The organism is Chitinophagaceae bacterium C216 (genome assembly GCA_028485475.2).
GTDB classification, from domain to species: Bacteria; Bacteroidota; Bacteroidia; order Chitinophagales; family Chitinophagaceae; genus Niabella; species Niabella composti.
Genome location: CP144143.1, coordinates 849,094 through 862,727, shown reverse-complemented (window position 1 = coordinate 862,727; position 13,634 = coordinate 849,094). Strand labels below are relative to the sequence as shown.

Here is a 13,634-nt window from a genome sequence, read left to right as displayed (position 1 = left end):
GGTTTATTGATTTTTTAATAATCGTATGTAATATACAGGGCTTACTGCACCTCCTTGTGTAGCCTGAAACTTCACCCTTATTTGCTCTTTGCCTTGAAGTATTCTTTCAGGAATTTTGTATTCTATATCAAAGAAGCTCGATTGATTCCAGCGGCCTGTATTATTCTCGCTTATCAGTTTTTCATCATCGATGTAGATATCGAACTTTTTAGTTCCCCACTCAGCTCCCCAGTAACGAACCTGAAGACTCAGAGACGTATTTTTATTGGTGCGTAACAGATAGCTAAAATATCCTCCCTCTGCAGCTTCTCGGAAAGACTTATCCTGATTATGCCCTCTTCTGGATCTTTCAGATTGCATAAAGTGATCGGCCTCAGGTTGCTGTTCGCCGGGTATTACAAAATCTACCGTACGTTTTTCTAGCTCGAGCATGGCTTTCTCCGCCGCAGCTAGTGAATCGAGATATCCGCGATACGCTTTTTCACTCAACGTCATCCAGTACATTATATATCGTGCATCATGCACTTCAAAAAACGGCTGTAGTTCCAACGAAGCTGCATTGATTATTTTTATTCCGTTCAATGTAAAATGAAGGGGTTTATCCTTTACCGGTTTTAAAGCCCTAATTAGCTCCGATTCCGACTCTGCAATAAGAATGGGCGCCTCATCTATAGGCAATTTTTTTCCGTGTGCGATATGCCCCCATCTACTGTCATCTGCTATAAGTCCGGCCAGATCTTCAGTTCCTGTTTTTGCAGCTAAAACAATCGGCCCATGCATAAGGGCTACATATTGTTTTACATTAGGGAGATACTCTACCCTTGTTTGCATAGGGAGACTGATTTCAATCACATCGCCTTTCTTCCATTTTCTATTAATCATTGCATACGATGATGGCAATAATGTGTGGGAGATGCTTTTACCATTCACTTTTATTTTAAAACCACCCTTCTTAATCCACGAAGGGTAGCGAATTAATAAAGGAAATGTAGCATCTCCCTTCATAACAGTTAGTATTGATCGCTCTTCATAAGGAAACTTTGTCGTCTGCTGTAGTACAACACCTTTCTGTTTCCAGCTCAAAGTTGAAGATGTAAAGAGATTGACATATAATGAATCCCCATGATGCGCATATATAAACTGTGCATATTTACCGTGGTTTTCCATGCCTGTGCCCACACAACACCACATTGCTGCATTAGGTGCTGAATACACTCGGTAACTTCTAGGACGTACCGGAGTGAAATAAACATACCCTCCATGTTGCGGATGCTGGGTAGACAAAATATGATTATATAATGCACGCTCGTAATAATCCATATAGTTGGCTTGAGGATGCACGCGGAACAGCGTCTCTGTAAGTTTTAGCATGTTGTGCGTATTACAGGACTCTGGCCCTTCTACATCCGTAATAAAATCATAGCAAGCCTGAACACTGGGGAAAAACTCTCTACGGCTATTGCCTCCAAACGCTAGCGTACGATTTCCTGTAACGGTTTCCCAGAAGAACTTACCGGCAGTAAAGTATGTAGCATCTTTATCTAGCTCGCCAATTCGTGCAAAGCCTACAGCTTTTGGAACCTGAGTATTGGCATGTTTATTATCCAGATTATCGATTTGCTTGGACAAAGGATTAAGCAATTCTTTATGAGAAAATCTTTTTGCCGCTATCAGATATTTCTTATCACCACTGATTTGATAAGCATCTGCAAAGGTTTCATTGATACCTCCATGCTCATTGCCCAACATGTTTTCCATCTGCTCATCGGATAATTTTTCAGTAAGACTTATTGCCCAGTCGCAAAATCGCAGAAACATGTTTTTAGCTTTTTCGTTGCCGGTGTACAACCAGGCATCACGTAAGCCGGCATACATTTTATGCACATTATACCAAGGTACCCACCATTTCCAGATGACGCTGATATCACCTTTTTTAATTTTAGGCCATAAATCATTACCGTTAGGTACGCCTCCTACATAATCTACAGCCCAATCGGGATGTAATTTTCCATTAGCCTCCTGGCACTCCTGCAGCTCAGATAGCATATAATCCATTCTTTCCTTCAATGTCACATTTCCTGTTGCTGCATAATGAATGGCCAACGCAGAGAGATAATGTCCACCCACATGCCCATCCAGTCCGTCCCAGTTTTTATAGCTCTCAGCTTTGGGGGTTAAGCCGGCTTCTTTTCTGTATGGTGCCAGAAGACGATCTACATCATACTGTAATAAAGTAGATACATTAAGGTCCTGAGCATGTTTGAACGGACCATCCAAAAGCTTCACATCGGTTAAAGGGAAGGCATTAGGATACAAGCCCGTTTGCCCATACCCGCATAATACACTTAAAGAACACCAAATACCCAATATATATCTTATAATACGCATATTCATTAAACAAAATTTATTTTAAAATTACTTTAACTGATAGGATGCTCAAAGGTTCTGCTGTAATACGAACAGCTCTCCTGTCATTACTCAATACACAATCTATAGGCTGCATACTCACGGAATTCGTTGTAATGACGCTCGATGCAGAATCAATATCTGAAGGGATGCCCAATTCCAGAATTCTCGAACTATTGGAACGGTTAATTAAAACGATGGTAATATCCTTATTTCCAGCATAAGCCGTAACCAGAAAATCATCAGAAGACAAATTATTTCCCAAAGTAGCTTCAATACGAGTGCGTCCTGTGGCATATTTAGCATAATGCGAAACGATATAACCGCGCTTTGTAATTTCACCGTTGGCTACAGTATACCATTGTGCCGGGTTATTAGGATCGCGGTTTTCACCAATCAAGGAATAGTAACGCTTCAGATACCAGTATATGTAAGCATTCATATTTGCCTTCATGCAGTTATGAATTTCAACTGCCAAATTAGATTTGAGAGAAGGCTCCCAAGCCCAATCTATTCCATTAGTCGTTTCATTAAAGAGATGCTCCGTCATCCACACTTCTTTATTGTGCTGACGAGCTAGCGGATAATCAGCGCTTGTTGTGGAAAAATTAAAACCATAAAGGTGGGTACCTACTATATCAAACTGATTCACCGCAACTGGATCGCTCAAGATAGGGTCGGTGTATGCTTTGTTGAATTGTACCGTTTCGCCTACAATCAACTTTGCCCCCACCGATCGACCATGACCTTTTACAAAATCCAGCATTTGTTGAGGAGTGTAGGAACAACCATCATAGCTTACTTTCCAGTCGGGCTCATTTTGCACTGAAACCGCATAAATATCTACACCCTGACTCTTATAATAGTCTACATAGCTTTTCAGATGATTTGCAAACGCTGCATAGTTTTCTGGCAATAAATATTCTCCATTCTCATTACTATTCGTGTTCACTGATTTTAATGCAGGTGGTGGCGTCCAAGGTGTTCCGAAAAGAATAGCCCCATGCTCTTGGGCGCGCTTTGCAACTTCTACCTCGTATGACCAAGAAGATGAGTTAGGATAAATCATTAATCGGCCGATATTCAGCCCTAAACCTTCACTACCGTATAGTTTATCAATATCCTCAACGGTGAGTTTGGTGCTTCCTGTCCAAGTACAGTTTATCATACCTCCGAAGCCCGTTACTTTCTGATAACGCATGGAAGGATCGATAGCGATACGGTCACTACCGGAGAGCGGTTTTTGAGTTATTGTCATTCGATGTTCTTGTCCGGTAGTAAGGCTTTTGATGATAATCTCTTCCTCTCTGGTGTTATCACTGAGATTGGGTTTCAATAACACTCTTACATCACTTACCACTCTTTCGTTTTGTTCATCACCTCCTTGTTCCGGGGTAAAACCAGTTACAAATCCATCCTGCTTATGAATCAGCGTCCATTTACTTTTGGACCATTTTACTTTTATGCTTACGCTAACATCATTAGCTTCTGCAATAGCTGAGCTCTTCTCAAACTCCGCATAAATTTCATTATTGATACCCACATCACTACTTTTCTTACATCCTGTAAGAATAAAGGCCCAACAGATAATGGCAAGTATCATTTGGGGAAAGTGACATGGATTGGTATGTAGAAGTTTCTGCATACGGCTAATGAATATTTGGGGTTATTAAATTATTTTTTGAATAACAATGGGGCCAGCTGATATAAGCTTCTTCTCCAAGTCAAGAATTCATGTGCTGTATTAGGAGAAACATAGTCTACGGCATTAAAACCGGCTTTCCTCAATGCCTCGGCAGCATTTTTTACTCCATCAGGATTTTCTTTACTACCGCAGCTTAGAAATATCAGCTTCACCTTTGATTTGTCCTTAATATCTTCTGGAGCATATGTACCACCACTTAATAAACCATAGTAAGCAAATACATCTGGATTGCGTAGTGTAATTTGTTTTGTTTCCATACCTCCCATTGAAAGTCCGGCCATTGCTCGATTTTCACGATTAGGAATGGTGCGGAAATGTTTATCTACGTAGGGAATGAGTTCTTTAATCAACACGGTTTCGAATGAATCAATCTTAAAGTCGCGAATGCGTCCCCATCTTATTTCATTTGTCATTCCGTAAGTCATTACGATAATGAATGGATTGATTTTTCCTTCGGCAATGAGGTTGTCCATAATTAGATTAGCTCTTCCCTGATTGCTCCAAGCGGTTTCGTCTTCACCCCATCCATGTTGCAAGTATAATACGGGATAACGCTTCTGAGGATTCTGTGTATAATCAGGTGGCAGATAAACAAAAGCTCTACGTGATGTACCTGTACTGGGCGAAGGGAACAGCACTTGTGTTACCATACCATGAGGCACATCTTTCAATGCATAAAAATCTTGGTCGGGTGCAGGAATTTCTATACCGCTCTCCCAACGTGTAGAACCATAAAAGTTTAATGCACCCGGATCGTTAAAGATGCCGCCATCAACAGTTAAATGATAATAGTGAAATCCTTCATCCAAGGGTCCTTCAGTAGTTCCTTCCCAATATCCGTCTTCGGTCTTTTTAAGTTGTGTGCCGCCTCTGCCACCCAGTCCCAAACTCACACTTACACTTTGCGCCTCAGGTGCATGAATTCTGAAACGGGCATAACCTTGAGAATTTACCTGAGGATATAATTGTCCGGGCTGATTTAATACAGAGGGTTTAAAGTCATCCTTTATGGCCGGAGCGGCAGAGCGTCTTGGAGGTCTGTTGGTAACATCAGTAGACACTTTGGGAGGAACAGACATTTTCAGATATTCTCCGAAAGTAGATGTATCAACAGGCTTGAAAATAAGCTGTGAGAACATATATAAGCCGTTCTTCCACACTTTAAAATCATGACCTCCCGGTTCAATAAAGTAGATATGAGGAACTTGATTCTCGGTGAGATAATCGTGCGTACGTTTGCTAAAGCCTATCAAACCATCATTATCACCACAAGAGATAAACAACAGCTTCAAGGTTTTTTTAAGTGCACTGGGGTCAGGGACTAACTCCTTAGGAGCTTTTGTATTGGGAGCTGCAGAGAAAGCACCTACCCATGCAAATACATCCTGATTGCCTAATCCAAAATTCAGCGACTGACCTCCACCCATGGAAAGTCCAGCAATAGCGCGATGCTCGCGATCTTGATATACAGGAAAGTTTTTTTGTATGTAGGGGATTAGATCGTTTAATAAATCTTTTTCAAATGTGGCAAAAGCAGCCACTTTTTCGGGCTCCATTACATTGCCACCGGCCCGGTCGTCTTTCATGGCTCGGCCATTGGGCATTACCACAATCATCGGTGCAATCTTACCATCGGCATATAAGTTATCTAAAATCACCTGGGGTTTTGCACCATTCAACCATTCGCGCTCATCGCCACCAATACCATGCAGAAGATATAAAACTGGGTATTTTTTATTTTTAGAAAAATCCGGCGGGGTATAAATTACCGCTTTTCGATTGACACCAACGGTGCGGGAAAAATATGTTATAGTATCAATCTTCCCTTTTTTGATGCCTTCTCTTGTTTCATCAAATCCTTGTGGTGCAGGTTGCACAACCTGCTGAGCTCCTACTTTACCGTATTGTAAGAGCAGGACGATAAACAGGAATTGTAATAGTTTTTTCATATAGTATATTTTTAAGAAATATTCCATTCATCGAAATACCGGAAACCGATCTTTCAATACCCTTACAACAAGTTGTGTCCAAGGCTGCATGGTTATGGCGATTCCCATTGAAGTACCCGTGTTTTTATAATAAGATGCGTTATCCCCGAAATAATAAAACCTCATACGAGGCTTTATTATTTTCTGTATCACTTTCCTTTGTTGGCTTCAAGGGCTTCAACAACTCCGGCATATGCTTTTTTACGTAGATACTGTGTCGTCCACAACCCTACCGGCTCTCCAGGCCTCCAGTTTGAAGATGTGGCTCGGTCCATCGGGCTTTTGAAAATAATACCTGCCCGCTGTGCTGGAGGAATGAGGCGGTAGTAGGCATCTACAAACCATTTATACATCTCGGCCTGACTCTCGTAAAGATCATTGTTAGCAAGGCTTACCGTTACCCCCACACCAATATCCACAGCCGAAATCTTTATAAGTTTTCCGGTTCCAGCTAAAGCAGACAGCATCGCCTCTACTTGTGATTTATTAGTATTAAGATCTAATGCCAATTCCGTTGCAATACCATCAACCTGAGCGCCTTTGCTTTCAGTATAGGTAATAAAATCTTTCAGTCCTTGAATTTTTGCAGTATTGCCTATCAAATTTGTTTCTGTTATAAATAGCTTTACATTGTTGCCATAATATTGTCTAAACAGATTGATAGCAATAGCTGCATAGTCTTTTCCAAGATAATCCTGCCAGTAGAAAGTATTAGCCGGTACGGTAGTACCTACACCTGTACGAATTTCTGACGGATTATTATCATCCATGGGCTGATATACTACACTCCAAGAAGATGCACCTCCATTAGCAGCTTCTGCAACAGCCTTAAGCCATTTATCCAATTCGCCACGAATAATGGCAGCTTTTTCTTCCGGAGTTTTCACAATAGTTTCACCGGGTATATTCCAGTTCATGGTAATGTTATCCAGCAAATAATCTGCCGCACCTGTTCCAGAACCTAATGTCAATACAAACGTATTTGCTTCTTTTAAAGATTCTGGCAAATTCAAATTAGCCAGTGATAATGTAATTAAACCACGTCCCCATACATCAGCAGGAAAGCCAAATGATGATGGGCTTGCATACCCTACAGTACCAACATTGCCTAAACTTGAACTGATAGCCATCTGCATACCAAATCCGAAATAACCACAGCAGGTTCCTCCTTTAAAATCCACTTGCACTGTAGTATAGTGTTTTAACTGACGTCCTTCGGGAAGCGTTATCTGAAATTGCGGATAAGCGGTACCGGTAGTTCTTACTACTCGCAGCACCTTACCACTTTTACCATCCGGATCATTTATTACGTAAGCTTCCACGTCGCTGGTAGTAGTAGGATAAGTATCCCCCAAATTGTTACTTTCAAAATCAACCACTACATCAGAACCTGATTCTCCAGGTAATACAATATCTGCAATGAGGGAATTCAGATAAGCTGATCTTTGGTTTTGATGCCACACCAGATGCCCCACGTAAGCGTCTGTTCCCGTCGTATCATTGGCAGCTAATGCACTCTCCAAATCAGTTAGTACTATCGAACCATCTGCCTGAACACTATTCAGGTGACTGAGTACAGAACCCAACCCTAACTGATCAAATTGTTTTTGCACCAATCTGTACAGCAGACTATTGTTCCTAATATCGTTCAACGAAATCTCTGCTCCTAATGTAAAAGAGGGCTGATTGGAATAAGTAACATAACTCTTCAGCTCTCCCAAAGCATCTAACGCTTCTTGATCCAATATGCTTTGGGGTTTATCTACAAGAAACTCGCGGTTCTCAAATTTAGCACAACCGGTTATCAGCAGCACAAACACTACTAAAAGAACCAATCCATTAAATCCTTTATGTGTATTGGTATTCATATTTCTACTTGTTATTATAATAGTTATTGAACGATTGGGGTAAAGTATTCAGGTGCTACAGCTCTGTCGCGCATTACCAGCGTATCTTTAGTTGTAGCAGTTAACTGACTCATAGAAATATTATAATTCAGATATAATACATCTCTGTCTTGATTTCCCCAGCTATTCTTATCACCACGCTTTACAAAAGATCCTGTACCGGAAGCAGTAACACCTGCAGTACCGGAAGTAATGGTACAATTGCCATTGTCGTCGAAGTTGAGAAGCAGCGTTACAGTTATATTAACACCATTTTTATCCTTGAGAGGTACGGGAAACTCTAGTTGAGAAAGAGAACGGGTTGTGAGCTTATTCACTTCGTCTCGCTCTCTGTATTCAGCACGTCTGGTAATAGTTACAGGAGTGGTTTCTCCCTGATAGGTAACCTCATCTTGCCCTCTTCTTAAATAATTACCATGCCAGGTATTCACATATTTTACTACGTACAAAACAAAATCCTTACCTGCCAGTATGGAATCTGCATTTTGCACAGATACCATTTTTAGCGGGATCGCATAGGTATTTACGAGAGAAAGCGGATCGGCAAAGAATGCATCAGTAAGCTGCACCTGAACACCCCCCAAGATATTGCCGGGATGAATATTAATTGTATTTGATGCCATCGTATAATAATTAGATGGCATAGGCAATATTTTGGCACCTGTGTTAGAGAAGTATAAGCGATCCAGCAAACTGTTATCTACTTGTACACCAATCGCAACATTCTTCTTGTTATCCCGTGTACCGGCCAGCGTGGCTTTAATTTCCACTTTCTTTTCGTTATCCAATGAGTTGTCCACAAAAAGATCCTCTCCCAACTCCAGCGTTCTTACCGGATACTGTGTACCAAAGTATACAGTCTGGTAGTCAAAATCAGGGTGTGTGATGTCTTTGTTTTTAGTACAGTTACTAAAAACCAACCCCACCATCAATAACCAAATTAATTTTTTAGTAGTTGTCATCGTTGAACGATAATTTATGTACATGAATATTTTTAATTCCAACCTTTGTTCTGTAGCAGATTAGTAAACTTCAGAACTTCTGAATACGGTATAGGCCCGTAGCGCATGAAATCCTGATAAGATCTGTTTTCAACAACAAACGGAGTATATACTGCGCCATTTACATCCATACCACGTGCAGCTTCATTCAAAGGAGCATTCCAACGTCTTAAATCCCAGAAACGGAAACTCTCAAAGCATAATTCTAAGCGGCGTTCATTACGTATCAGTTGGCGCATTTTATCTTTATCTGTCTTACACTCTTCCAAATAAGGATCGCCATTATTTACACCCACACCTGCTCTTCTGCGAATGGCTTTAATTACATCATAAGCCGAGTAAGCATGACCTCCTGTACCGGTAGGGCCCCAAGCCTCATTTGCAGCTTCGGCGTATATGAGGAACATTTCGGTGTATCTGATTCTGGGCGTATAGTGTGTTTTACCGGTGGTTGAAGAGGGGTTTGCATTCACATCCATACGCAGTCTTTTCTTCATGTAATAACCGGTACGGGTTGAAGTGTTTCTTCTGTTAATACCATCATCGGTACCGGATGAGCTACCTGTAAGGATGACAGAATTAGAAACACCAGCAACTGAACCGTTATAGATAATGTAATGACTTAAACGTGGATCACGGTTGGCATACGGGTTAGAAGGATCGTAACCACTACCCGGATCAGAAATAGGATATCCGTTAGCCATCGGAAACGCATCTACCAAGTTCTGAGTAGGATTCATACTACCTGAACCAAAAAGAGAAGGCGGAAAATGTTCTCTTTCCATATCCACATTATTGGTAGCAATATTTGCTCTCCAGATTATCTCAGGAGGATTGTTGCCTTCGCTCAGATTATCAATTTCTGATGCATTAGCATAATAGGTAACCCCTGTTGACGCCAATCCGGAAACACCACCTTTATAATCAATCACAGCTGCAGCATAATTAGCTGCATCGGCCCATGTGTTTGTATTTTCCGAAGCCTGAAAAGCGGGACTTGCAGCAAGCAGTGCTGTGCGGGCACGGAAAGACTTTGCAATTAATCCATTGAATAGCTGTCTTGCATACACACCCATCACACGGTTATAGGTTTCCACGTTTTGAGTAATATGCTGAAAGCGAGCAGGGATCTGACTTGGATTACTAATATTGTTATACTCTACAGGAAGATAAGCCTCTGCGCTATCCAGGTCTCTGTAAATTTGCTTTACACACTCATCAAAGCTGGCACGAGGTAAATTGAAATCAGAATTGATAGTTTGGTAGCTAGTAATAATAGGTACACCCAGTAATCTACCATCTTCTGTAAAGCCTGCATGGTTGCGAAGTAGGAAGTACATGTATAAAGCACGTAATCCATACGCCTCACCCCGCATGCGCAGATTGAATAGTTGAGCGGCGGCTTGATCTTCTGCCCATTTTACCTTATCTACATTTTCCAGGAATAGATTAAGATACTGAATGGCTCCGAATGCACTCTGCCAAAGGTTAAATGGGTTATTGGAGGATGTCCACGAGCCGGTAGCCACCTGCAGATAACTATTGGAAAGCTGATTGGTTACCGCATCGTCGGTAGCATAATCGCTATTATCGTAATAAGAGGGAATTGAGCGATAAGCGTTTACCAGAAAACCTTGAGCATATGCCGCATCGGTATACATCTGATCAATGGTTTTTAGGTTCTCAGGATCGGGTTCGAACAGCTTTTTACAACCCGATGCCATGATTAAAACTCCCGCTATGATGAGTATCTTGATTTTCATAATTCAAATTCGTTTAACATTTCTAATTAGAAAGTAGCTTTAAACCCTAAGTTGTAGAACCTATATTGAGGAGCTGAACCAATATTCATTTCCATCATCTTTCTTTCCTTCGAAATCACCAACAGGTTATCTCCATGTACATACACACTCAATCCTTTTACAAATGAGTTGTTGAATGTTCCGAAGTCATATGTAAGCTGTACACGGTTCAAATTAAATCTGTTGTTCTTATACATCCAGTAGGTGGAGTTTTGGAAATTATTACTGTTGTTAGTGGTGGTAAGACGAGGATAAGTACCTTCCTTAACCAGTTCCCATTCTCCGCCTGCATTCTGCTCAATAATACTGCGACCTAATACCACCTCGGAATACTTATCATTACCCCTTACCCAGTAATAGGAAGTATTTTTAAATCCAATGGCACCGGACTGTCCACTACCCAATGCAAATAGGGTAAGTCTTCTCCATTTTAAAGTAAGATTGATACCATATGTGAAAGGAGATACAGCCCATCCGTTTTTACCCAGGTTTACCTGGTCTCTGGTATCCACAACACCATCTCCGTTTACATCTTTATATTTTATATCACCTGGTTTCACATCACCAAATGTTTGTTTCGCGTGGTTGTCAATATCAGCTTGGTTTTTAAACAATCCTTCGGCAATATATCCCCAGTAAGCATCCAGTGGTTTACCGGTTCTATTCTGATAAGCATCGGCATATACCTCATCTCTTTTGATTGCCTTAGAATTATAGAACATGCCCGCAAAACCTAAAGAGTAATACACCTCTCCTATTCTGTTATTGAAGTTGATTGTATAATCAACTCCGGTTCTTCTGTCGTTGTTATAGTTTAGGTAAGGTAAGAATGAAAAGTCCCAGTTAGAGAAATAAGAGGGGAAGATAGTAGATGAACCTTGTGTCAGCAAACCGTTAGTGTTCTGCAAGAAATAGTTTGCATCTACAGTAAGCAGGTTTTTGAATAGTGCCATATTCAGTCCTACTCTGAATTCATTTCTTTTTATAAAATCCAATCCCAAGTTTTCTCCCTGAACCGATCCGGTAGTCCATCCACCTGCAACACCATCACGCCAGGTATACCAACCCGCATCATCCTTAAAGTATCCCTGATACATATAATAATTCGCTATATCGATATCCTGTTTCAGAGATGCGTAGGATGCCACCAATTTCAGATCGTCGACAAAAGATAAACTGTTTTGGAAGAAGTCTTCGTCACTGATGCGCCACCCCAATGTGACAGTAGGCGAGAAGCCCAACCTGTTGCCAGGAGCTAATTTTGCAGAATGCACTAATGCGCCTGTAAAATCAAAGTAGTATCTATGTTTATAGTTATACCCTACTTGCAAACCAGCATTGGCATTTCTTATAGGCTGATAAGTACTGCTACCATGGTTTTCATCAGCAGTAATATAAGATGTATAACCCCAACCTATAAGAGAAGCCGCAACATTGTGCACATTAGAAAAAGTATTTTTATAATCAAACTGAGCTCTTAAGCTATTAGTTTGTGTATATCTGGTTTCACCAATAAATTCGTTAGTAGAGTTCTGATCATTATTGTACTTAACTAAGTTGGTGATCATTTCTACACCATCGATAGTATTCCAGGTAGGCTCGTACACGGCATAGTTCTCCCGAAATCCTTCTGTATAAAGTGAGCTGTAATCCATGCTGTAAGTGGTGCTAAAGGAGAGCCCTTTCAACACAGCTCCCAAATCGGCTGTTGCTCCTACATTGAACATGAACCTGCGGTTTTTGGTTTTAATATAACCAGCCACCAGCATGTCGGCAAATGTATTAGTTTGATCAGTAGAGGTTCCTCCTAGGAGATACTTTCCATCGATAATTTTCCTGCTGCTTTGTACCATGTTCTGGATGTTTGTATTCATGGGATCCAGCATATCGATAGGAATAAAGGGAGAGAACCAGTTAGGACGCAGCGTTGCAGCCGCCCCCCAGAAGTCTCCACGTCCTGCATAACCATTAGTAATTACCGCCACCGCATCAGTATGTGCCGAAAGCCATTTGTTAAGATTCATATCCACATTGGACCTTACATTCAGCTGTATATTATGGTTATTCTTTGTATCCCCAAACTTCAGGATATCATTGTTATAAGATAGCCCAATATTGTTGTAATAGCGAGCTTTTTCATTACCGCCCGATATCTCAGCTGTAATATCTGATCTTGAATAAGCTTTGCGCAAATACTCTGAAGTGAAAAAAGAAACATCCGGATATCGGTAAGGATTTTTGCCGCTTGCAGTATTATATATAAGCTCCTGAGAGTAACGCTCTGCAATACCATCGTTTCTAGAAGCCTCATTAAATAAGGTCATATACTCTGCTGCATTCAGATAAACAGGATATGACTTCGGTGTATAAATACCTGTATTGGCCCGTACATCTATAGTAAGTGGCTTTATGGCGCCTCTTTTTGTTGTAATTAATATAACACCTTTTGCTCCGTTACTACCGTACAAAGCCACACTGCTTGCACCTTTCATTATGGTAATCTTCGATACCTCTACCAGTCTTATATCTGCTGCGCTTCTAGGAACACCATCCACCAGTACTAGAGCACCTTGCCCCCATACATTACCGGTAAACCCTCCTATAAAACTTTGCACATTATCGAGGCTGTAAACAGCATAATTTTTCTTAAGCAGTTCTTCAACATCAATGGTTGAAACTCCCCCTAACAGGTCTTCTCTTTGAACTTGCCCAAATGCAACATTCACCGTGCTATCGGAATTTACCTGCGCATGGGTGCTCACTGCACTGAATATAGATAATGCAAGCAGAGCGGAACCTATAATAGTATTTTTCTTCATTATTTA

7 protein-coding genes are annotated in these 13,634 nt (G+C 40.9%); all 7 read right to left on the bottom strand.

Annotated features, from left to right (window positions below; translation table 11 throughout):
- Nucleotides 1–3: 3 nt before the first annotated feature.
- The 7 genes from PIECOFPK_RS03520 to PIECOFPK_RS03490 all read right to left on the bottom strand — a co-directional run bounded on the left by PIECOFPK_RS03520 (nucleotide 4) and on the right by PIECOFPK_RS03490 (nucleotide 13,628).
- The gene (locus PIECOFPK_RS03520) at nucleotides 4–2,388 is read right to left on the bottom strand and encodes a beta-L-arabinofuranosidase domain-containing protein (protein WP_409966523.1); all 2,385 of its coding nucleotides are present in this window, start codon (nucleotides 2,386–2,388) and stop codon (nucleotides 4–6) included.
- Between the two features lie 16 nt (nucleotides 2,389–2,404).
- Entirely contained in the window at nucleotides 2,405–4,051 is a 1,647-nt protein-coding gene (locus tag PIECOFPK_RS03515) for a hypothetical protein (protein WP_409966522.1), read from the bottom strand.
- A 29-nt stretch (nucleotides 4,052–4,080) separates the two neighbouring features.
- Nucleotides 4,081–6,060 carry an alpha/beta hydrolase-fold protein gene (locus PIECOFPK_RS03510; protein ID WP_330975640.1) on the bottom strand — a complete coding sequence of 660 codons (1,980 nt, stop codon included), beginning with the start codon at nucleotides 6,058–6,060 and terminating at the stop codon, nucleotides 4,081–4,083.
- Between the two features lie 188 nt (nucleotides 6,061–6,248).
- Entirely contained in the window at nucleotides 6,249–7,967 is a 1,719-nt protein-coding gene (locus PIECOFPK_RS03505; protein ID WP_409966521.1) for an endo-1,4-beta-xylanase, read from the bottom strand.
- Between the two features lie 23 nt (nucleotides 7,968–7,990).
- Nucleotides 7,991–8,968 carry a DUF5627 domain-containing protein gene (locus tag PIECOFPK_RS03500; protein WP_330975638.1) on the bottom strand — a complete coding sequence of 326 codons (978 nt, stop codon included), beginning with the start codon at nucleotides 8,966–8,968 and terminating at the stop codon, nucleotides 7,991–7,993.
- Between the two features lie 32 nt (nucleotides 8,969–9,000).
- A complete protein-coding gene (locus PIECOFPK_RS03495; protein WP_330975637.1) occupies nucleotides 9,001–10,770 on the bottom strand; it encodes a RagB/SusD family nutrient uptake outer membrane protein in 1,770 nt (589 codons plus the stop codon).
- 26 nt (nucleotides 10,771–10,796) lie between these two features.
- A complete protein-coding gene (locus PIECOFPK_RS03490) occupies nucleotides 10,797–13,628 on the bottom strand; it encodes a SusC/RagA family TonB-linked outer membrane protein (RefSeq protein ID WP_330975636.1) in 2,832 nt (943 codons plus the stop codon).
- Nucleotides 13,629–13,634 lie beyond the last annotated feature (6 nt).

Bases quoted from the DNA above. Each gene is read 5' to 3' on its own strand.
- PIECOFPK_RS03520 (WP_409966523.1), bottom strand. From the start codon at position 2,388: ATGCGTATTATAAGATATATATTGGGTATTTGGTGTTCTTTAAGTGTA.
- PIECOFPK_RS03515 (WP_409966522.1), bottom strand. From the start codon at position 4,051: ATGCAGAAACTTCTACATACCAATCCATGTCACTTTCCCCAAATGATA.
- PIECOFPK_RS03510 (WP_330975640.1), bottom strand. From the start codon at position 6,060: ATGAAAAAACTATTACAATTCCTGTTTATCGTCCTGCTCTTACAATAC.
- PIECOFPK_RS03505 (WP_409966521.1), bottom strand. From the start codon at position 7,967: ATGAATACCAATACACATAAAGGATTTAATGGATTGGTTCTTTTAGTA.
- PIECOFPK_RS03500 (WP_330975638.1), bottom strand. From the start codon at position 8,968: ATGACAACTACTAAAAAATTAATTTGGTTATTGATGGTGGGGTTGGTT.
- PIECOFPK_RS03495 (WP_330975637.1), bottom strand. From the start codon at position 10,770: ATGAAAATCAAGATACTCATCATAGCGGGAGTTTTAATCATGGCATCG.
- PIECOFPK_RS03490 (WP_330975636.1), bottom strand. From the start codon at position 13,628: ATGAAGAAAAATACTATTATAGGTTCCGCTCTGCTTGCATTATCTATA.